Origin of the sequence: Mesorhizobium sp. M0491 (assembly GCF_040321265.1) — a bacterium.
Lineage (GTDB): Bacteria > Pseudomonadota > Alphaproteobacteria > Rhizobiales > Rhizobiaceae > Mesorhizobium.
Genome location: NZ_JAMYRE010000002.1, coordinates 186,549 through 206,052 on the forward strand (window position 1 = coordinate 186,549; position 19,504 = coordinate 206,052).

Annotated in this window: 19 protein-coding genes and 1 pseudogene; 5 read left to right on the forward strand and 15 right to left on the reverse strand. The window is 62.1% G+C overall.

The annotated features are described in order from the left end of the window. Nucleotides 1-38 precede the first annotated feature (38 nt). The 3 genes and pseudogenes from NKI69_RS02900 (at nucleotide 39) to trmFO (ending at nucleotide 2,178) form a co-directional block, all read left to right on the forward strand. On the forward strand, nucleotides 39-179 hold the full coding sequence (locus NKI69_RS02900) for a DUF1127 domain-containing protein (protein WP_013531315.1): 141 nt from the start codon (nucleotides 39-41) through the stop codon (nucleotides 177-179). Nucleotides 180-228: 49 nt separating this feature from the next. Further along, nucleotides 229-369 carry a DUF1127 domain-containing protein gene (locus NKI69_RS02905; RefSeq protein ID WP_013531314.1) on the forward strand — a complete coding sequence of 47 codons (141 nt, stop codon included), beginning with the start codon at nucleotides 229-231 and terminating at the stop codon, nucleotides 367-369. 390 nt (nucleotides 370-759) lie between these two features. Then, nucleotides 760-2,178: pseudogene (trmFO, locus tag NKI69_RS02910) on the forward strand (methylenetetrahydrofolate--tRNA-(uracil(54)-C(5))-methyltransferase (FADH(2)-oxidizing) TrmFO). Nucleotides 2,179-2,630: 452 nt separating this feature from the next. Here trmFO and NKI69_RS02915 read toward each other — a convergent pair. The 5 genes from NKI69_RS02915 to yajC all read right to left on the reverse strand — a co-directional run bounded on the left by NKI69_RS02915 (nucleotide 2,631) and on the right by yajC (nucleotide 8,060). Continuing rightward, nucleotides 2,631-3,473 carry a phytoene/squalene synthase family protein gene (locus tag NKI69_RS02915; RefSeq protein WP_352720008.1) on the reverse strand — a complete coding sequence of 281 codons (843 nt, stop codon included), beginning with the start codon at nucleotides 3,471-3,473 and terminating at the stop codon, nucleotides 2,631-2,633. 1 nt (nucleotide 3,474) lies between these two features. Next, nucleotides 3,475-3,867: an Mth938-like domain-containing protein gene (locus tag NKI69_RS02920; RefSeq protein WP_352720010.1), complete on the reverse strand. Its 393-nt coding sequence runs from the start codon at nucleotides 3,865-3,867 to the stop codon at nucleotides 3,475-3,477. Nucleotides 3,868-3,892: 25 nt separating this feature from the next. Beyond that, the gene (gene secDF, locus NKI69_RS02925) at nucleotides 3,893-6,442 is read right to left on the reverse strand and encodes a protein translocase subunit SecDF (RefSeq protein ID WP_128304016.1); all 2,550 of its coding nucleotides are present in this window, start codon (nucleotides 6,440-6,442) and stop codon (nucleotides 3,893-3,895) included. A gap of 125 nt (nucleotides 6,443-6,567) precedes the next feature. Further along, the gene (locus tag NKI69_RS02930; protein WP_155930585.1) at nucleotides 6,568-7,692 is read right to left on the reverse strand and encodes a SecDF P1 head subdomain-containing protein; all 1,125 of its coding nucleotides are present in this window, start codon (nucleotides 7,690-7,692) and stop codon (nucleotides 6,568-6,570) included. A gap of 29 nt (nucleotides 7,693-7,721) precedes the next feature. Further along, complete coding sequence (yajC, locus tag NKI69_RS02935; RefSeq protein ID WP_023812178.1) at nucleotides 7,722-8,060, reverse strand: preprotein translocase subunit YajC; 339 nt, start codon at nucleotides 8,058-8,060, stop codon at nucleotides 7,722-7,724. Between the two features lie 275 nt (nucleotides 8,061-8,335). Between yajC and NKI69_RS02940 the strand changes: the two genes are divergently transcribed. Further along, nucleotides 8,336-9,211, forward strand: coding sequence for an ATP-binding protein (locus NKI69_RS02940; protein ID WP_023812179.1), 876 nt, complete (start codon nucleotides 8,336-8,338; stop codon nucleotides 9,209-9,211). A 39-nt stretch (nucleotides 9,212-9,250) separates the two neighbouring features. On the opposite strand, the gene NKI69_RS02945 is transcribed toward NKI69_RS02940, so the two are convergent. Next, nucleotides 9,251-10,069, reverse strand: coding sequence for an AraC family transcriptional regulator (locus tag NKI69_RS02945; RefSeq protein ID WP_023812180.1), 819 nt, complete (start codon nucleotides 10,067-10,069; stop codon nucleotides 9,251-9,253). A gap of 111 nt (nucleotides 10,070-10,180) precedes the next feature. Here NKI69_RS02945 and NKI69_RS02950 point away from each other — a divergent pair, with 111 nt between their 5' ends. Beyond that, entirely contained in the window at nucleotides 10,181-11,071 is an 891-nt protein-coding gene (locus NKI69_RS02950; protein WP_023812181.1) for an NAD-dependent epimerase/dehydratase family protein, read from the forward strand. Between the two features lie 133 nt (nucleotides 11,072-11,204). Here NKI69_RS02950 and NKI69_RS02955 read toward each other — a convergent pair whose 3' ends face one another. The 9 genes from NKI69_RS02955 to NKI69_RS02995 all read right to left on the reverse strand — a co-directional run bounded on the left by NKI69_RS02955 (nucleotide 11,205) and on the right by NKI69_RS02995 (nucleotide 19,472). Further along, nucleotides 11,205-12,710 (reverse strand): peptidoglycan DD-metalloendopeptidase family protein, encoded by a 1,506-nt coding sequence (locus NKI69_RS02955; protein ID WP_352720013.1) that lies wholly within the window; start codon nucleotides 12,708-12,710, stop codon nucleotides 11,205-11,207. 203 nt (nucleotides 12,711-12,913) lie between these two features. Further along, on the reverse strand, nucleotides 12,914-13,573 hold the full coding sequence (locus NKI69_RS02960) for a protein-L-isoaspartate(D-aspartate) O-methyltransferase (protein WP_023812183.1): 660 nt from the start codon (nucleotides 13,571-13,573) through the stop codon (nucleotides 12,914-12,916). Then, nucleotides 13,570-14,328, reverse strand: a complete 759-nt coding sequence (surE, locus tag NKI69_RS02965) for a 5'/3'-nucleotidase SurE (protein ID WP_023812184.1) — start codon at nucleotides 14,326-14,328, stop codon at nucleotides 13,570-13,572. Before surE ends, NKI69_RS02960 begins: the two co-directional genes overlap by 4 nt. Then, a complete protein-coding gene (gene serS, locus NKI69_RS02970) occupies nucleotides 14,328-15,632 on the reverse strand; it encodes a serine--tRNA ligase (RefSeq protein WP_023812185.1) in 1,305 nt (434 codons plus the stop codon). Before serS ends, surE begins: the two co-directional genes overlap by 1 nt. Before the next feature lie 197 nt (nucleotides 15,633-15,829). Beyond that, a complete protein-coding gene (gene tatC, locus NKI69_RS02975) occupies nucleotides 15,830-16,705 on the reverse strand; it encodes a twin-arginine translocase subunit TatC (protein WP_023812186.1) in 876 nt (291 codons plus the stop codon). Next, nucleotides 16,702-17,487 carry a Sec-independent protein translocase protein TatB gene (gene tatB / locus NKI69_RS02980; RefSeq protein ID WP_023812187.1) on the reverse strand — a complete coding sequence of 262 codons (786 nt, stop codon included), beginning with the start codon at nucleotides 17,485-17,487 and terminating at the stop codon, nucleotides 16,702-16,704. The genes tatC and tatB overlap by 4 nt, the downstream gene beginning before the upstream one ends. Nucleotides 17,488-17,516: 29 nt before the next feature. Then, nucleotides 17,517-17,738, reverse strand: a complete 222-nt coding sequence (locus NKI69_RS02985) for a twin-arginine translocase TatA/TatE family subunit (RefSeq protein WP_023812188.1) — start codon at nucleotides 17,736-17,738, stop codon at nucleotides 17,517-17,519. Between the two features lie 169 nt (nucleotides 17,739-17,907). Then, entirely contained in the window at nucleotides 17,908-18,675 is a 768-nt protein-coding gene (gene scpB, locus NKI69_RS02990; RefSeq protein WP_128304011.1) for an SMC-Scp complex subunit ScpB, read from the reverse strand. Continuing rightward, complete coding sequence (locus NKI69_RS02995) at nucleotides 18,672-19,472, reverse strand: segregation and condensation protein A (RefSeq protein ID WP_050596706.1); 801 nt, start codon at nucleotides 19,470-19,472, stop codon at nucleotides 18,672-18,674. Before NKI69_RS02995 ends, scpB begins: the two co-directional genes overlap by 4 nt. Nucleotides 19,473-19,504 lie beyond the last annotated feature (32 nt).

Here is a 19,504-nt window from a genome sequence, read left to right on the forward strand (position 1 = left end):
ACGGAATGATCCGCAAGAAAGACGAAACGAGAACTACCATGAACCTGATCCGCAACTACCGCAACTGGCGCCGCTACAGGGACACCGTGTCCGAGCTGAGCCGCCTGAGCAACCGTGAACTGACCGACCTCGGCATCAGCCGCAGCGACATTCCTTACGTCGCTCGCAAGGCGGTCTAATTCTTCGGACCGCGAATGGTCCGAACCAGTTTTGAAAAAGAGAACGACAATGAACCTGATCCGCAACTATCGTAACTGGCGCGTTTATCGCGAGACGGTTACCGAGCTGGGTCGCCTTTCCAACCGCCAGCTGCATGATCTCGGTATCGTCCGCGACGAAATCAAGATCATCGCCCGCCAGGCGATCTAGACAGAATTTCGGCAGGGTCGACCTCCTCCCCGACCTTGACGAATACGGTCACCCCTTACCTCCTCCCAAGGGTTGACCACAAAAACGGCGCCCGCCGCACCTCCTCCCGCGGCGGGCGCTGTTTCCCCGGGCAAATCAAATTTGCCCAGAAGGGTTTCGCCCCTTTCAAAATTAGCGAAAGAGTTTTCGTCAAAGCCGACCTCCTCCCCGGCGATGACGAATATGGTCGGCCTTCACCTCCTCCCGAGGGTCGACCCCAAAAACGACACCCGCCGGACCTCCTCCCCCGGCGGGTGTTGTTGTTTTCAGGGGCGCTCCGATCAGCAGCTGTTTGCTCCGCACCGCGCACGGCAATTGCAATCGCCGCACCAAGCGATTATTCCGGCGTTCATGAGCAAAAACCCAATCCACATCATCGGCGGCGGCCTCGCCGGTTCCGAAGCCGCATGGCAGGCAGCCGAGGCCGGCGTGCCCGTCATCCTGCATGAAATGCGGCCCGTTCGCGGCACCGATGCGCACAAGACCGACAGCCTGGCCGAGCTGGTCTGTTCGAACTCCTTCCGCTCCGACGACGCCGACAACAATGCCGTCGGCCTGTTGCATGCCGAAATGCGGCTGGCCGGCTCGCTGATCATGAGCGCCGGCGACGCCAACCAGGTGCCTGCTGGCGGCGCGCTCGCCGTCGACCGCGACGGATTTGCCGACGCGGTGACGAAAAGGCTTGAAGCGCACCCGCTGATATCAATCCAGCGCGAGGAAGTGCCGGGCCTGCCGCCGGCGGATTGGGACCAGGCGATCATCGCCACGGGTCCATTGACCGCGCCCTCACTTGCCCAGTAGATCGCGGAAGCGACCGGCGCCGATGCGCTAGCCTTCTTCGACGCCATCGCGCCGATCGTCCACTTCGACACGATCGACATGGACATTTGCTGGTTCCAGTCGCGCTACGACAAGGTCGGGCCCGGCGGCACCGGTAAGGACTACATCAACTGCCCGATGGACAAGGACCAGTACCTTGCCTTCGTTCAGGCGCTGGTCGACGGCCAGAAAACCGAATTCAAGCAATGGGAAGGCACGCCCTATTTCGACGGCTGCCTGCCGATTGAGATCATGGCCGAACGCGGCGTCGAGACGCTCCGTTACGGCCCGATGAAGCCGATGGGGCTGACCAATGCACACAATCCGACGGTGAAGGCCTATGCCGTCGTCCAGCTGCGGCAGGACAATGCGCTGGGCACGCTCTATAACATGGTCGGCTTCCAGACCAAGCTGAAGCACGCCGAGCAGGTGCGCGTGTTCCGCACCATACCAGGTCTCGAAAACGCCGATTTCGCCCGCCTCGGCGGCCTGCACCGCAACACCTACATCAACTCGCCGACCTTGCTCGACGCTTCGCTGCAGCTGAAGTCGCGCCCCGGCCTGCGTTTTGCCGGCCAGATCACCGGCTGCGAGGGCTATGTCGAGAGTGCCGCGATCGGCCTGCTCGCCGGCCGTTTCGCCGCCGCGGAAAGGCTCGGCCATGCGCCGTCGCTGCCGCCGCTGACCACGGCCTTCGGCGCGCTGCTCAACCACATCACAGGCGGCCACATCGTTTCGGATGACGAGCCGGGAAAGCGCTCCTTCCAGCCGATGAATGTCAATTTCGGCCTGTTCCCGCCTGTGGAAGCGCCGAAGACCGAGGGCAAGCGCATGCGCGGCAAGGACAAGACCGTCGCCAAGCGCCACGCCATCACCTCGCGCGCACGCGCCGATTGTAGGGAGTGGCTGGGACTTCCGGCACAAACAGAAACGGCCGAAGCGGCGGAGTAGTCTATGGCTAAGCCTGCCCCAGCTTTTGCCGCCGGGGCTCCCGCCAAGTGAAGAACCGTTCACCGGTGAATATGAAATCATCTGGAGCGTCTACGTCAAATGCAACAACCTGCAGAAGTTGCGCGGCACACATATACCGGCGCTTGAAGCATTGAGCGGCCAGCCCACGGCGGGAAGGGCTGGGTGGTTGACAACGAGGGTAACAATGAGAACCGCGATAGAAGTTTGAAGAGGATTATTGCTGTAAAGCGCCTTCAGGGCCCCTACATGGAACAGTTCCTCCTCGATTTCATGAAGACGCTCTATTCGCTGGCGCCGTCTTGGAACATCCAAGCCCGGCTGAACCCGTTACATCCACATGGGGTGTATGTCTGCGCTCATTTCTCAAGGGAGACCGCCTCAGAGGCGCCGGCAGTCGTCGACGCGCTGGTCGGGACATGTTGACGTTTACGTCAAAGCGCAGGCCAGCCCTTGCTCGCGCGACGCAGCAGCAGCCAATGCCGGCGCAAGGCCGACAGCCGCGCCACGCCTTCGAGCGGCGAACCATTCTCCATCTTGCCGAGATAGGCACGTGACAGGGCGAGCGGCAGGAATGCCGGACGCAGCGATACAGGCAGAGCCGGAGCGCCTCGCTCGAAGGCGGAAAGATGTTCCCGTGCCAGCGCCATCATCGCCGCCACCGCGCGTTTGGCGCCGGGTCCGCCATCACCGGCAACGAACTCCTGCGGCGAAGAGCCGGCCGCTGCAAGGATATCGGCCGGGACAAAACACTGTCCGCGCCGGCGATGCAGCGGCAACAGCAGCAGCAGGCCGGTCATCGCCTGCGCACAGCCTGCCCTGCCCGCCAGATCGGCAAAGCGCGGCGCCTCGACAGGATCGAGCACCATCGCCGCAAGCTGGATGAGTGCTGCGGCCGTCTCGCCGCAATAGCCTTCCAGATCGATGCGCGACGGCATCGGGTCGTCGTAGAGGTCGAAGATGCGCGCATCGAGCATGTTCTCGAAGGCCGGCTCCGGGAGGCCGAACGTCGCTATCGTGGCGTTCAAGGCTTCGGCAGTGGGATGGCCGGCGCCGGCCTCGCCGCCGGCGGCAATGACATCGCGCCACCATTGCAGCCTCACCTCGCCCGGCAACGCTTCATGGATGCGATCGCGGATGCCTGCGATCTCGGCATTGAAGGCGTAGAGCGAAAACAGCGCGTCGCGCTTGTCGTCGGGCGCGTAGAGCGCGGTCAGATAGCGATCATGGTCGGCGACGCGCACCGCGTCCATGACGATTTCAGCGCTTCGAGACATGTCAATCGACGGCAATGAGCGCCGCGGCCACCGCGCGCTCTTCCGCCAGAAGGACATTGTAGGTCCGCACCGCGGCCCCCGTCGACATCGGGTCGGATGCAATGCCGGCGGCCTTCAGCGCGGCCCGCAATGCGGCGGGCAATGGCCTGAGATCCCTGCCCATGCCGACCAGCAGGATTTCGACCTTGTCGGCCTCAGCCAGCAGCCTGTCGAAATCCGCCACCGTCAGCGCCAGGGGATCAGCCGGTTCCCAGCCATGGATGCCGGATGGCAGGCACATGAGCGAACCGCGATGCGACATGTCGGCAAAGCGGAACCCGCCATTGCCATAGGCTTCGATCGGCGCGCGGCCCGGAAAATGCGCCTCGCGGACGACGATGCCTTTGCTGGTCACCGTTGTACCCCTTCGGGGCGGCGCGTCAGGTCGCGACCGCCTTGCCGCCATTGACCGGCTTCTCCTCGTCGGCCGTAGCCTGCGGCCGCAGCTTGAATAGGATCAGCAGCGGTGCGGCGATGAAGATCGAGGAATAGGTGCCGAAGACGACGCCGAACAGCATGGCCATGGTGAACGAGCGGATCACCTCGCCGCCGAACAGCACCAGCGCCAGCAGCGCCAGGATCGTCGTCACCGATGTCAGTGTCGTCCTCGACAGAGTCTCGTTGATGGCGTTGTTCAACAGTTGCGGCAGCGGCATCCGCTTGTATTTTCGCAGATCCTCGCGAACACGGTCATAGACCACGATCGTGTCATTCAGCGAATAGCCGATGATGGTCAGGATCGCCGCCAGTGACGACTGGTTGAACTCCAGCCCGGTGATGACGAAGAAGCCAAGTGTCATGACCACATCGTGCACCGTCGCCACGATGGCGCCGACCGCGAACTGCCATTCGAAGCGGAACCAGACATAGACCAGGATGCCGAGCAGCGCGATCAGCATGGCGATGGTGCCTTGCTTGGCGAGTTCTCCGGAGACTGTCGGTCCCACCACTTCCACGCGGCGGAAGTCATAATTGTCCTGCAGTTCGCCGCGCACCTTGTCGATGACGGTCTGCTCGGCATTCTCGCCGCCATCCTGCGTGCCGACGCGGATCAACACGTCGTTGGGCGTACCGAACTGCTGAACCTGGACTTCGCCGATGTTGAGCTCGGTCAGGCGCGAGCGGAGGTCGGCGAGGTCGGCATTGCCGCTCTTGGCCTGTACCTCGATCAGCGAACCGCCCTTGAAATCGATGCCGTAATTGATGCCGACGGTCATGAACATCACCACCGAGAGGATCGACAGTGCGCTTGACAGCGTGAACGTCCAGCGACGGATGCCCATGAACGGAATTTTCGTGCCGGGCGGAACGAAGGTCACCGGCGCGCGCGGCAGTTCCTTCGGGCGAGCCCGGCGCAGCCAGATCGAGACCAGCAGCCGGGTGAAGGTGAAAGCGGTGAACACGGTCGTCAGGATGCCGATGGCATAAGTGATGGCAAAGCCCTTCACCGGCCCGGTACCGAGATAGAACAGCACCACGGTGGCGATCAGCGAAGTGATGTTGGAATCGACGATGGTCGCCAGCGCCTTGGTGAAACCGGTATCGATCGCCTGGATCACGGAGCGGCCGGCGCGTCGCTCCTCGCGGATTCGTTCGTAGATCAGCACGTTGGAATCGACCGCCATGCCGATGGTCAGCACGATACCGGCGATACCAGGCAAGGTCAGCGTCGCGCCAAGCAACGAGAGCACGCCGACGATCATCGCCACGTGCACCGCCAGCGCGATGTTGGCCAGGAAGCCGAGGAAGCCGTAGGCGACGAACATGAAGGCGACGACGAGGATAGAACCGATGATGCCGGCGACCTTGCCGGCATGGATCGAATCCTGGCCAAGGCCCGGACCCACCGTGCGTTCTTCGATGACCGTAAGCGTTGCGGGCAACGCACCGGCGCGCAGCAGCACCGCAAGGTCGTTGGCGCTCTGGGCGGTGAAGTTGCCGGATATCTGGCCGGTGCCGCCGAGGATCGGCTCGCGGATCTGCGGCGCCGAAATCACCTGGTTGTCGAGGATGATGGCGAACAGCTTGCCGACATTCTGCGCAGTGGCCTGGCCGAAGCGCGCCGCCCCTTTCGAATCAAAGCGGAACGACACCACCGGCTCGTTGTTCTGCGAATTGTATGTCGCCTGTGCGTCAACGAGGTTTTCGCCCGAGACGATGACGCGATTTTCGATCAGATACGGAACCGGCGGATCGTCCTGCGAGTACAGCACCGACGAGCCGGCTGGCGGACGGCCGTTGAGGGCATCCTGCACCGGCATCGACTGGTCGACCATCTGGAAGGTCAGCTTGGCGGTCTGGCCGAGGATTTCCTTCAGCCTTTGCGGGTCCTGAAGACCCGGCACCTGGACAAGGATACGGTCGTCGCCCTGTCGCTGCACGATAGGTTCGGTCGTGCCGAGTTCGTTGACGCGGCGCTCGACCACCTCGATCGACTGCGTCAGCGCCGTCGATGTGCGATATTTGATGCCGGCGTCGGTGACGTTGAACTTGAGCAGGCCGGGCTCGGAATCATCGAGCGTCATTTCCTGGATGGAGCCGCCGGTGAACAGGCCGGCAGCGACCGGATCGGTCAGCGTCTTCAGCGCCGTCTTGGCGGCATCGATCTGGGCGGGATCGGTGATACGGACCTGCAAGACACGTCCGGTGCCGGCGAGGCCGGTGTAGCCGATCTTGGCGTCACGCAGCAGCGTGCGGATTTCGTCGCGCGTCGTCTCCAACCGGTCCTTGATCAGATCGTTCTGATTCATCTCCAGCAGGATGTGCGAGCCGCCCTGCAGATCGAGGCCGAGCGTCATCTGCCGCTTCGGCACCCAATCGGGAAGCTTGGCCAAAGTGCTTGCGGGGATGAGATTGGGCGCGGCGAGGATCACCGTGATGGCCACGGCCACCCAGATCAGGATCATCTTGAAGCGCGAAAAATACAGCATATGGCGTCGTCCGTCAGAGCGTGTCCGCGGATCGCTCCGCCTAAAATTCGGTTATTTCTTGGCATTCTGGTTCGCCACCGGCTCACCATTCATCCGCGCATCTGTGGTTGTCGAGCACAAGGCGGTCACTTTGGTGCTGCCATCGGACTTTCTTCAACTATTGTCAATCGTGCGGGTAAGCGGCCATTGCGTAATAGCACGGCGAGATCGTTAGCGTCCTCGACAGTGAAATTGCCCGATATCTGGCCGATGCCGTCAAGGATGGGCTCGCGGATTACCGGTACTGAAACCACCCGACCGTCCAGCACGACTGCAAACGAACTGCCGACATTCTGCGAGGTCTCCCGGCTTAGCCGTGCGGTTCCTTTTGAATCGACCCGAAACAGGACAATCGGCTTGTTACTTTGCGGGCTGTAGGCCGGCTTCGCATTGATCAGGTTGTCATCCGAAACGATGACACGGTTCTCGATCAGGTAGGGGACCGGCGGATCGTCGTGTGAATAAAGCATGCTGGACGAATTGGGCAGCGGCCCATTAAGCGCGTCTTTCACCGGCATCGATCCATCAATCATCTGGACAGTCAGCTTGGCGGCACGAACAAGGATATTACTTAGCCTATGCGAATCCTTGAGGCCCGACACTTGGACCATAATCCGATCATCGCCTTGCTGCCGCACGATCGGCTCCGAAATGCCCGATTCAACCCTCCTGAAGTCATGGATGCGATGCTTGATGACCTCCACTGACTGCTTCAAAGCCGCGGACGTTAGGTATTTGATGCCGGCGCCCGTGATGACGAATTTGAGCAAGACTGGTCCGGACTCATCCAGCACCAGCTCCTGGACTGCGTCATCATCGGCAGACGGATCGGTCAGTGTCTTTAGCGTTACTTTGGCCAAAACAAGCTGAGCGGCATCCGAAATGTGTACCTGAACCGCGCGACCCGATACAGCCAGACCGGTATAGCCGATGTGAGCGGAACGCAGCAGTGAGCGGATTTCGTCTTGGGTCGTCTCCAGCCTGCCTTTGATCAATTCGTCCAGATCCAGGCCGAATACGAAGCGCGAAATGCCCTTTTGATCGAGGCCAATCGCCGTCTGGATTTTTGGTGCCCAATAAGGCTGCTTCGCGAGCGGACTTGCCGCGAAAAGGATGGACACATCAAGCACTGCTGTAATGACCGCAGCCACACAGATCAGAACTATCCTGAAGCGCGAAGAAGGCGGCAAATGGCGTCCTCCGTCAGGCATGCTGGCGGATCCCTCCGCCGACAATTCGGTTATTTCTTGGCGTTCTGGTTGGCGACCGGCTCGCCCTTGACGCGCACATCGGCGATCGTGGAACGCAGCGCCGTCACCTTCATGCCACCGCCGAGGTCGATCTCGAGCTCGTTGTCGTCGATCACCTTGGTCACCTTGCCGACGAAGCCGCCGCCGGTGACGACCGTGTCGCCGCGACGGACCGCGGCCAGCATCTCGCCGCGCTTCTTCAGCTGCGTGCGCTGCGGCCTGATGATCAGAAAATACATGATCACGAAAATCAGGACAAACGGCAAAATGCTGATGAACATGTCTGGAGAAGCGCCGACGCCTTGGGCGTATGCCGGTGTCACGAACATCGAGGTACTCCTGAATTTTGAAAACAGCCGCCAATCTGGCGGCCCCTTGAAATTTGGCCGGAATATAGTCGGTAAAGTTGTCAATGCAACTGCGCGGCCGCCCAAATCGGCTGCTTTTCCGGCCTGTTGAGCCGTGTTAGAGCAGGATCGCGAAAAGCGCGAGCCAGTTTTTGGAAAAGATCACGCTCGAACAAAAGGTTGCAGCCGGTTTTGTATCAGACGGAATCGGCCAGCTTCACGCCCCCACACGTCAAAACGCGAAACAAAAGACAGCCATGACCGACAGCAGCATTGAAGCCCTGAACCAGAAACTCGACCGGCTGATCGAGGCGGTGAGCCGTCTTGCCCCGCCGCCGGTACCCCAAACCGACATCGGCGCGGCCGATTGCTTCGTCTGGCAGGCCGATCCGGGCTATCTGGAACCGGTGCGCAGGGTTAACCGCGTCGACATCGGCCTGATCCGTGGCGTCGACCGCGTCCGCGACATCCTTGTCGACAACACCGAACGCTTCGCTGGCGGCTATCCGGCCAACAACGTATTGTTGTGGGGCGCGCGCGGCATGGGCAAATCGTCGCTGGTCAAGGCCGTGCATGCCCAGATCAACGCCAGGACCAAGTCCGACCTGCCGTTGAAGCTGATCGAAATCCACCGCGAGGACATCGACACGCTGCCGAAGCTGATGGGATTGCTCAAGGCGGCGCCCTTCCGCTTCATCCTGTTTTGCGACGACCTCTCCTTCGACCATGACGACACCTCCTACAAATCGCTCAAGGCAGCGCTCGAAGGCGGCGTCGAGGGCCGCCCCGCCAATGTCATCTTCTATGCCACCTCGAACCGCCGGCATCTTTTGCCCCGCGACATGATCGACAACGAGCGCTCGACCGCCATCAACCCGTCCGAGGCGGTCGAGGAAAAAGTGTCGCTGTCCGACCGGTTCGGGCTGTGGCTCGGCTTCCACAAATGTTCGCAGGACGAGTATCTCGACATGATCGACGGCTATGTCAGGCACCATGGCCTTGTCGTGGATCCCGAGCAACTGCGCGCCGAAGCACTGGAATGGGCGACCACCCGCGGCAGCCGCTCAGGTCGCGTCGCCTGGCAGTTCACCCAGGACCTGGCTGGCCGGCTCGGCAAGCCACTGAGGGACTGATACGTTGGGTGGCGTCGCCAACGCCATCCAATGACAAGATCATTTGGGCTGCGACCGCCGCAAGTCACGCGGCGTTTGGCCGATCTCACGACGCATCCAATGCGCCAGGTGTGACTGGTGCGCAAAGCCCGTCAATTCCGCAACCTCGCTTGTGCTGAGATCCCCGCGCCGGAGCAGGACGCGTGCGCGTTCGACCCGGCGTCGCAACACGTACCGGTGCAGGGTGAAGCCTGTCGCCGCCTTGAACCAAGCCCGCAAGTGCGAGCTGCTCGCCCCGGCAACTCGGCTCAGTCGGAGGATCGAAAGGGGCTCGTGCAGGCCAGCCTCAATATGCTCCAACACACGCTTGAGCTGGGCATCTGACAACCGGTTTCTTCGGTCGACATCGAGATTGTCAAGACCGAGCAGCCTCACCGCAAGAGCTGCGCCAATGCTGTCGGCAAACAAAGGTCCACTCGGTGAGTTTGCGTTGACATCGCTCTCGAGTGCTCGGGCGAGATGTTGGATGCGCTGATCACGAAGCAGGTGACGTGTGTCGAGCGGCAATGCGCGCGCCTTGCCGCCAAGCTCAGCCGCCACCCTTTCCATCAGGGCTGGTTGTAACGCGATCTCGATCGTGTCGAACGGGGTTTCAGTCTCGAAACCGCCCTCTTGGCCAGCGGGCACCAGGTCAATATCGCCGGCGCGCCTCACGAAATATCGACCAACCTCATTGCAGTAGGAACGCGTCGCCGCGCTTGCATGCACCATGATGCGATGATGGGCCGCTTTGGAGAGACGATGGACGCCCGCTTCAATATGCCAGAAGGCCATTGTGACGTCGGGCGGAAATCGAGCCGGAACAGACTGCGAATGCATGCTTTCTCACTTCATGGCAAAACCTGTCCAAGAATTGGCAATTTCCGCGCGATTTTCAATGCCGGGGACATGTACCTACGCCTCTCCATAGAGTTTGGACGAGAGGTTGCCATGGGTTTTTATGTAGTTGTCGGAGCAGGCCCGGTCGGGCACGAGACCGCGCGCCTTCTGGGAGAAGAAGGACATGATGTCGTTCTCACGAGCCGGAGTGTCGGCTCAAACGGGTTGCGGAACGTCCGGGCGGTGCAGGCCGATGCCACCGATGGCGTTGAACTGGCGCGTATCTGCCGAAACGCCGACGCCGTTTTCATGTGTGCCATGGCCGCCTATCACCGGTGGCCGACCGACTTTTTCCCAATCATCGACGGCACCGTGCGGGCCGCGGAAGCGGTCGGCGCGAAGCTTGTGATACTCGGAAACCTCTATGGCTATGGCGAACATGCCGATAGTCCGCTTCACTCCGACCTGTCTCTGGATCCGACTTCGAAGAAAGGAACCGCCCGGACGATCATGTGGCAGCGCGCGGTCCGTGCGGACGTGCCGGCAGTCGAAGTGCGGTCCAGCGATTATCTTGGACATGGCGCGATCAGCTCTTTCTCACTGGTCGCGCTGCCCTCCATAATCGAGGGGAGGCCGACTGCTTTCATTGGAAACCTCGACGCGACTCATGCCTGGTCCTTCACGAAGGACGTGGCCAGGACACTGGTCGCCGCTTCCCGCTACACGGGCGAATGGGGACGAGCATTCCATGTTCCATCGCAACACGCCTCACCCCGGGAACTCATCCTAACGACGGCGGCAATGCTTCACCGTGAAATTCCAGAGACACGTTCCTATTCCATCCCCGAAATGGAGGCATCGGGCATGCATGAGCTCATCGAAATGAGCTACCTCTTCGACAATCCCTTGCTGGTCGATTCCTCCGACGCGGAGACGCTTCTCGGCATCAAGGCCAGCAGCCTTGGCGTCATGATCGCCGACACCCTGCGTGATCATCTTTGAAGCTTGAAGACTGGCGCGTCGCGTTGAAGCTGAAAAAGCCCGCTCCTTTCGGAACGGGCTGAGCCGGCGGGCCGGACTGGAGGTCAGACGGCCCGCAAAATTGCTTTTTTTCTTCTATTCGAGATAGCCTCGACTATTCGAGATAGCCGGACGGATCGACCGGGGCGGAGTTCTTGCGCACTTCGAAGTGCAGCTTCGGCGAGTCCGTCGTGCCGCTCATGCCCGACAGCGCGATTTCCTGGCCGCGCTTGACCTTCTGGCCGCGCTGGACCTCGATCGAGCTGGCGTGGCCGTAGACGGTGACCAGGCCATTCTCGTGGCGCACCAGCACCGTGTTACCGAATTCCTTGAGGCCGTCGCCGGCATAGATGACGACACCGTTTTCGGCTGCCTTGACCGGTGTGCCTGAGGGTACGGCGATGTCAACGCCGTCTTTGCCGGAGCCGAAACCGGAAATCACGCGGCCGCGCACCGGCCAACGCATCTTGCCTATGCCGGTGGCGTCTGGCGCGACGGCATCGTCGGCCTCGGCCTGCTGGATGACCTTGGAATCCTTTTTCGGCGGCGTGTAGGACGCCAGCGTTTCCGACGGCGTGGTCTTTGCCGCGGGCTGCGTCGTGGCCGTCGTCACCGGATCGACCTTGGCCGGCTTGGCAGCGGCGGCGGTCGCGGTTCCACCGGCCGGCACCTTCAGCGTCTGGCCGATCTTGAGCAAGCCATCCTTCATGCCGTTGGCCTGCTTCAGCGCAGTGGCGCCGACGCCGGTCTTCCTGGCAATCGAGGAAAGCGTGTCGCCCGACTGCACCGTGTAGGTGCCAGCAGCGCCAGTCGCCTTGGCCACCTGCGGCTTGGGTGCCTTGGGCTGGCTTGCTGCGGCCGGCGTGTCGACCTGAGCGGCGGATTTGCCTTCCTTGAGTTTCGGCTGCTGCGGCAGGACGGCGACCTTGTCGGGCGCGGTGGCCGGCAGGTTGTGCTTGGTGTCTTTCGCCGGCTTGGCATCCGCGAGCTTCGGCTCGCTCTTGCTCGAATAGGCGTAGGCCGGGATGACCAGCTTCTGGCCTGTCTTCAGCCCCTTGGTCGCGCTCAGCCCGTTGACCGTCATGATCACGTCGGACGGCACCTTGTAGCGCTGCGCAAGGCCGCCGATCGTTTCGCCGTCCCTGACGACGATCTCGGTTGCATGCGGAGTGCCGGAAGCAGCCACGCGGGGTTCGTCAGGTTGCGAAACCTTGAAAGGCGACGCCACTGGGGCGACGGTGCCGGTCGTGGTCCTGTCGACATGCGGTGCCGGGGCCAATGCGGTGCGCACCGGCTTCGATACCGGCGCCACTTCGGGAGCCTGGGCAGCGGGCGGCGGCAGCGGCCGCGTCGAGACCGGCTCGAGGCTGGAGCGGCTGACCGACTGTGTATGGCTGCCATCGAGTGGAGCGGCCGCGACATCGCCCGGATAGGGCTGCTGTACGGCATCCCGCTTGTTGATGATGGCGCGCTGATTGTTGGTCGAGGATGTAAAGACATCGTCGACGCCATTGAACCGCGAAACCTGGGAACTGCACCCCGCAGCAGCACCCGCGACCATCAGTATGGCGCAGCCTCGCGCCAGATTGCGACCGTTTGTCTTCAAAACACTGAGTTGCATCGCACTAACCCGCACATACCCGGTACAAACTAGGCATGATTAAAGCGCGTTAATGTTACTCGACGGTTAACCCCATGGAATCCGACGCAATTTTTCTTAAAATATTAGAGAGCGAGCCCAGGGGAGATTTTCAGGTCATGCCGGCCGGGGTCGAAGACGGCGCGCGCACCCGACGCGGCGCGGCCTGAACATCGACATACGCGCTAGATGACAGCGGCGACACCGCGCAGGATCGGCTGCAGGCGAACGAGGCCGATGTCTTCACGCTCGAAGCGGCTGCCGACCTTGGTCAGCTTGGCCAGCACCTGTTCGCCCTCTTCGGGGCCGATCGGAGCGATGACGATACCGCCGCTCGACAACTGGTCGAGCAGGAAGCGCGGCAGGCTGTCGAAGGCAGCCCAGGCGACGATACGGTCAAATGGCCCTTCATTCGGCAGCCCGCCGGAACCATCGGCGTGGCGCACGATCACATTGCCGATGCCGAGCGCCTCGAAGCGCTGCCGCGCCTGCTCGGCGAGCGTCTTGTAGCGATCGGTGGTGATGACCCGCGCCGCCAGCCGCGACATCACCGCCGAAGTGTAGCCCGAGCCGGTGCCGATCTCGAGCACGCGGTTGCCCTGCTCGATAGCGAGCGCCGCGATCACCGCCGCCTGCATGTCGGCACCTTCGATCGCCTCGCCGCATTCGATCGGCAGCATACGGTCCGACCAGGCGATCTGATGGAACTGGGCCGCCAGGAAGCCGCGCCGCGGCGTCGCCTCGAAGGCCGCGATCAGCGCCTTCGGCACAGTCCCCCGGCCGCGCAGGCGCAGCAGAAAGGCAGCAAAACCTTCGCGGTCATCGATCGGGAGGCCTTGGTTCATGCAAGCGCCTTGCTCAATTGGTCACGGATTTCATGCGCGGTCAGGTCGAGCTGCAGCGGCGTCACCGACACCAGCCTGTTGCGCAACGCGTAGAGATCGGTGCCTTGCTTGCCCTCGACCGGCTCGCCGCCGAAGCGCAGCCAGTAGTAAGGCAGGCCGCGCCCGTCGCGGCGCTCGTCGACCCACAGGGAGTGCACGAGCTTGCCTTGCGTGGTGACCACCGTGCCCGCGACCTCTTCGGGCGTGCAGTTGGGAAAATTGACGTTGAGCAGCACGCCGTCCGGCAACGGCGTCGCGACAAGTTTCTTCAGCAGCGCCGGCGCCAGCACTTCTGTCGTCTCGTAGGGCACGACGCGATCTTCGCCGACATAGCTGTAGCCCTGGCTGAGCGCGATCGAGCGGATACCGAGCAGCGCGCCTTCCATGGCGCCGGCGACGGTGCCCGAATAGGTGACGTCATCGGCGATGTTGGCGCCCGAATTGATGCCGGACAGGATCAGGTCGGGTGCGCCAGGCAGAATTTTCTTGACGCCCATGATGACGCAATCCGTCGGCGTGCCGCGCACGGCAAAATGCTTCTCGCCGATCTTGCGCAGCCGCAGCGGCTCCGAGATCGACAGCGAATGCGCGTAGCCGGACTGGTCCTGCTCGGGCGCCACCACCCAGACATCGTCGGACAACGTACGTGCGACGCGTTCGAGCGACGCCAGGCCCTCGGCATGAATGCCGTCGTCGTTGGTCAGGAGGATACGCATTATTTCGCTTCGATCTTTTCCAGACCGCCCATGTAAGGCCGCAGCACTTCAGGAATGGTTACGCTGCCATCTTCATTCTGGTAGTTTTCGATGACAGCGATGAGCGCGCGGCCAACGGCTGTGCCCGAGCCGTTGAGCGTGTGGACGAAGCGGTTGCCCTTGCCGTCCCTGTCCTTGTAGCGGGCGTCCATGCGGCGCGCCTGGAAATCGCCGCACACCGAGCAGGACGAGATCTCGCGATAGGCGTTCTGGCCGGGCAGCCAGACCTCGATGTCGTAGGTCTTGCGCGCGCCAAAGCCCATGTCGCCGGTGCACAGCGTCATGGTGCGGAACGGCAGGCCGAGCCGCTTCAGCACTTCCTCGGCGCATTGCGTCATCCGCTCATGCTCGGCGAGTGACGATTCCTGGTCGGTAATCGACACCAGCTCGACCTTGTAGAACTGGTGCTGGCGCAGCATGCCGCGCGTGTCGCGCCCGGCCGAACCCGCTTCCGAGCGGAAGCACGGCGTCAGCGCGGTATAGCGCAGCGGCAGTTTTTCATGCGCGGTGATTTCTTCGCGCACAAGGTTGGTGAGTGGGACCTCGGCGGTGGGAATCAAGCCAAGCCTGCCCTCCCCGTGCGGCGTGAAGAACAGATCTTCCTCGAACTTCGGCAATTGGTTGGTGCCGAACAGAACATCGTCCTTGACCATCAACGGCGGGATGACTTCCTCGTAGCCGTGTTCGGTCGTATGCAGGTCCAGCATGAACTGGCCGAGCGCACGTTCCATCCGGGCCAGTCCGCTTTTCAGCACCGTAAAGCGCGAGCCCGACAGCTTTGCCGCGCGCTCGAAATCCATCATGCCGAGCGCTTCGCCGATCTCGAAATGCTCCTTCACCCAGTTCGGCCGCGTCGGCACCTTGCCGACGATGTGCTTGACCACATTGTCGTGCTCATCCTTGCCGACTGGCACATCGTCGAGCGGCACGTTGGGAAGCACTGCCAGCGCGTCGTTCAGCGCCTTGTCGAGTTCGCGTTCACGCGCCTCGCCGTTCTGGATGAAGACCTTGATCTCGCCGACTTCGGCTTTCAGCTTTTCGGCCAAGGCGGCATCGCCCGAACGCATGGCGTTACCGATCTCCTTCGACGCGGCATTGCGGCGCTCCTGCTTGGTCTGCAGTTCGGTAACGTGCTCGCGCCGCGCCTCGTCCGAGGCGATCAGCCCGTCGACCATGGACTGCGCCTCGTCAGCCGACCACGAGCGCTTCACCAGCGCCTCGACAAGGGCCTTCGGGTTGTCGCGAATCCATTTGATGTCAAGCATGGTTTGAACGCTCCTGGGTAGCATGTCGCCCAAAAGTGCACAGCGATTTTGGGACAACGATATGCTCAAAACAAAACTGAAACGCATCGCTTTGAGCGCGATGCGTTTCAGCCAGAGGGCGTAAACCGCATCCGAGATCGATGCAAGATGGGCGGGGCGACGACTATGTTTTTCCGCCGCTGCAGCCGCTCTGTTGCCTATGAGGAGGCAGGTGCCGGGGGCTCGTCCGGTGCTTTGTCCGCCACCTCGTCCGCCGCATCCTGCTTCTCGCGTGCCACGCGCTGCTTTTCCCGATCGCGCTCGATCAGCCGGGCAGCCCAGATGGACACCTCGTAGAGAAGGATGGTCGGGATGGCCAGGCCGATCTGACTCATCGGATCGGGCGGCGTCAGTATCGCCGCGACGACGAAGGCAATGACGATCGCCCATTTGCGCTTCTCGGCCAGTCCCTTGGACGACAGCATGCCGACCCGTGTCATCAGGCTGGTCACCACCGGCAGCTGGAACACCAGGCCGAAGGAAAAGATCAGCGTCATGATCAGGCTGAGATATTCCGACACTTTCGGCAGCAACGAAATCTGCACCTGATCGTCGGTGCCGGCCTGCTGCATGGCGAGGAAGAACCACATCACCATCGGCGTGAAGAAGAAATAGACCAGCGACGCACCCATCAGGAACAGGATCGGCGACGCGATCAGGAACGGCAGGAAGGCATTCCGCTCGTTCTTGTACAGGCCGGGCGCGATGAACTTGTAGATCTGCGTGGCGATCAGCGGAAAGGCGATCACCATGCCGCCGAACATGGCGAGCTTGACCTGAGTGAAGAAGAATTCCTGCGGCGCCGTGTAGATCAGCTCGACCTTGTGCGGATCGAGCCCTGCCCATTGCGTCGCCCATTTGAACGGCACGACCAGGAGGTTGAACAGTTTCTTGGCGAAGAAGAAACAGACCAGGAAGGCAACGAAGAAGCCGCCCAGCGACCAGATCAGCCGCCGGCGCAACTCGATCAGATGCTCCATCAGCGGCGCCGACGATTTCTCGATCTCGTCCTTTTCGGTGTCCGAAACGCTCACTTGGCGGCTCCAGCCGTCTTCTTGGCCACCGGCTTCTTCACCGCTGCAAGCTTCGGTTCGGCTTTCGCCCCCGTCTTGGTCGCTACAGTCTTGGCCGCGACAGCGTTGGCCGCAGCGGGCGTCTTGGCCCTGAGCGTTTCAGGCTGTGCCGTCGTCACGGCCTTCGCCGGCGTCTTGGACGCAGACGCTGCCTTCGCGGCTACCTTTGTACCATTTGCCGAAGCTTTTGCAGCCGGCGTCGCTTTTGCCGATGCAGGCTTGGTTAGTTTCTTCGCCGCGGATGCCTTCGGTGCCGCAACGGGTTCCGCCGGCGCTGACGAGGTCACCACCGATTCGTCGGTCATCGCCGGAAAAATCGGCGCTGCTGGCGCTGCTTCCGGCCCGTTGACGCCAGGCATGGTCGTTGCACCGTTCTTCAACGGCTCGGCCGCCTGCGGGGTCGAAGCGACAGAGCTTGCCGGACCGGCTGCCGGCTTCGGCTTCATTGCCGCATCGACGCCGGAGCGAACGTCGGCCGCGGCCTGTTCGAACGGATTGAGCTGCTTCCTGATCTCGGCCATCGGGCTGAGGCCCCTGAGCTCGTCGACTGACTTCTTGACGTCGTCGAGCTCGGCTTCCTTCAGCGCCTCGTTGAACTGTTTCTGGAAATCGGACGCCATGGCGCGCAGCTTCGCCGTCGTGCGGCCGAAGGTGCGCAGCATATTGGGCAAATCCTTGGGTCCGACGACCACGATCATGACGATCGCGATGACCAGCATTTCGGTCCAGCCGACTTCAAACATGGCACTCTGTTCCGACTAGAACCTTGGGCTCAGCTCTTGCTGGCTTTTTCCTTCGCGGCCGCAACGGTCTCGTCGGCACGGTGTTCGACGGTGCGCTTGTCTTCGGCAACCTCGTCGTCGGCCATGCCCTTCTTGAAGCTCTTGATGCCCTTGGCCATATCGCCCATCAGCTCGGGAATCTTGCCGCGGCCGAACACCAAAAGCACGATCACCAGCACGATCAGCCAATGCCAAATCGAAAATGAACCCATAGCAAATCTCTCTCGAATGTTTTCCCTGGCGATGATCTATGCGTTTTCGCGTTGGGATTCAAACACAACTGCGACAGAGTTTATGAAAGGGTGACGGATGTCACGCATTTTCGACGGGAACGCCCGCTACGAATCCGCGCATCCTCATCAAGTTCGCCGCCAATGCCAGTCAATCTTCCGTGACGCGCGGCGTCAGCAGGCCGAGTTCCTCGAGATCGATATCGGTCAGCGCATCCTCGTCGTCGGTCAATGCGTCGGGATCGGCCGGCGGCTGCGGAATGGAGAAATTCGACGGCATGCGGCCCGAAAGCAGTCCGGCCCCCTTCAGTTCCTCCATGCCAGGAAGATCGCGAATCTCTTCCAGCGCGAAATGGTCGAGGAAGGTCTCCGTCGTGCCGTAGGTCACAGGGCGTCCGGGCGTCTTTCGCCGGCCGCGCATGCGCACCCATTCCGTTTCCAGCAGCGTGTCGAGCGTACCTTTTGAGGTCTCCACGCCCCTGATGTCCTCGATCTCGGCACGCGTCACCGGCTGGTGATAGGCAATGATCGCCAGCACTTCGAGAGCCGCGCGGGAGAGCTTCCTTTGCTGGACGGTATCGCGGCTCATCAGGAAAGCCAGGTCGCCGGCGGTGCGGAACGCCCAGGCGTCGCCCACACGCACCAGATTGACGCCGCGCCGCGCATAGATCTGCTGCAGCTCGGCCATGGCCAGGGCAATGTTGATGCCGTCAGGGAGGCGGGCCGCAAGCTGCTTTTCGCTGACGGGTTCAGCGCTGGCGAACACGATCGCCTCGGCCATGCGCACGGCCTCGGCCAGATGCAGCCGTTCGGCCGGGTTCTGTAGCTGCTGCTCGGCCGGATCCTGGGAAAGCAACTCCTCTTCGGGTTCATCGCCGACCTTGAACGGGACAACCGAAGCGTTGAAGCGTTCGCTCATGATGCCACCTCGACTGCCTTGATTGCCTGCGTGCGGCCGCGCAGGTAGATCGGCGCGAACGTCTGATCCTGCCGCACGTCCATCGTGCCGTCGCGCACCAGCTCCAGCGTGGCCGCAAACGAACTGGCGATCGCCGTGCGCCGCTCCTCGGGACTGGTCATGTATGCGATCAGAAAACTCTCCAGCGCCGTCCAGTCGCTTGCAGCCCCGACCAGGCGGGTCAGGATGTCGCGCGCGTCCTTGAGCGACCAGACACCGCGCCTGGCGATGGTCACATTGTTGATCGCCTGCTTCTGGCGCTGCTGGGCATAGGCGGTCAAGAGATCGTAGAGCGAGGCCGAATATGCGTTACGCTTTTCGACGATGACCATTTCCGGCATGCCGCGCGCAAACACGTCTCGGCCGAGCCGGTTGCGGTTGACCAGACGCGCCGAGGCGTCGCGCATGGCTTCCAGCCGCTTCAGGCGGAACTGCAGCACCGCCGCCAGTTCCTCGCCGCTTTCGCCCTCGTCGCCGGGCTGCTTGGGGATCAGGAGCTTGGACTTGAGGAAGGCCAGCCACGCCGCCATCACCAGATAGTCGGCGGCAAGCTCCAGCCTGAGCGCCCTCGCCGTCTCGACAAAGGTCAGATATTGCTCGACCAGCGCCAGGATCGAAATGCGAGCCAGATCGACCTTCTGGGTGCGGGCAAGATGCAGCAGAAGATCGAGCGGACCTTCGAAGCCGGCCACGTCGACGACCAGCGACGGGTCGCCGGTAACGCGTGAATCGTCATTCTCGGCCCACAGACGGTCCATCGGTGCGGCCTTCGCGGCCTTGCTTTCCAATG

Bases quoted from the DNA above. Each gene is read 5' to 3' on its own strand.
- NKI69_RS02905 (WP_013531314.1), top strand. From the start codon at position 229: ATGAACCTGATCCGCAACTATCGTAACTGGCGCGTTTATCGCGAGACG.
- scpB (WP_128304011.1), bottom strand. From the start codon at position 18,675: ATGAGCGAACGCTTCAACGCTTCGGTTGTCCCGTTCAAGGTCGGCGAT.
- yajC (WP_023812178.1), bottom strand. From the start codon at position 8,060: ATGTTCGTGACACCGGCATACGCCCAAGGCGTCGGCGCTTCTCCAGAC.
- secDF (WP_128304016.1), bottom strand. From the start codon at position 6,442: ATGCTGTATTTTTCGCGCTTCAAGATGATCCTGATCTGGGTGGCCGTG.
- NKI69_RS02995 (WP_050596706.1), bottom strand. From the start codon at position 19,472: ATGGACCGTCTGTGGGCCGAGAATGACGATTCACGCGTTACCGGCGAC.
- NKI69_RS02950 (WP_023812181.1), top strand. From the start codon at position 10,181: ATGGGTTTTTATGTAGTTGTCGGAGCAGGCCCGGTCGGGCACGAGACC.
- NKI69_RS02940 (WP_023812179.1), top strand. From the start codon at position 8,336: ATGACCGACAGCAGCATTGAAGCCCTGAACCAGAAACTCGACCGGCTG.
- surE (WP_023812184.1), bottom strand. From the start codon at position 14,328: ATGCGTATCCTCCTGACCAACGACGACGGCATTCATGCCGAGGGCCTG.
- NKI69_RS02955 (WP_352720013.1), bottom strand. From the start codon at position 12,710: ATGCAACTCAGTGTTTTGAAGACAAACGGTCGCAATCTGGCGCGAGGC.
- NKI69_RS02985 (WP_023812188.1), bottom strand. From the start codon at position 17,738: ATGGGTTCATTTTCGATTTGGCATTGGCTGATCGTGCTGGTGATCGTG.
- NKI69_RS02960 (WP_023812183.1), bottom strand. From the start codon at position 13,573: ATGAACCAAGGCCTCCCGATCGATGACCGCGAAGGTTTTGCTGCCTTT.
- tatB (WP_023812187.1), bottom strand. From the start codon at position 17,487: ATGTTTGAAGTCGGCTGGACCGAAATGCTGGTCATCGCGATCGTCATG.
- NKI69_RS02915 (WP_352720008.1), bottom strand. From the start codon at position 3,473: ATGTCTCGAAGCGCTGAAATCGTCATGGACGCGGTGCGCGTCGCCGAC.
- serS (WP_023812185.1), bottom strand. From the start codon at position 15,632: ATGCTTGACATCAAATGGATTCGCGACAACCCGAAGGCCCTTGTCGAG.
- NKI69_RS02945 (WP_023812180.1), bottom strand. From the start codon at position 10,069: ATGCATTCGCAGTCTGTTCCGGCTCGATTTCCGCCCGACGTCACAATG.
- NKI69_RS02930 (WP_155930585.1), bottom strand. From the start codon at position 7,692: ATGCCTGACGGAGGACGCCATTTGCCGCCTTCTTCGCGCTTCAGGATA.
- NKI69_RS02900 (WP_013531315.1), top strand. From the start codon at position 39: ATGAACCTGATCCGCAACTACCGCAACTGGCGCCGCTACAGGGACACC.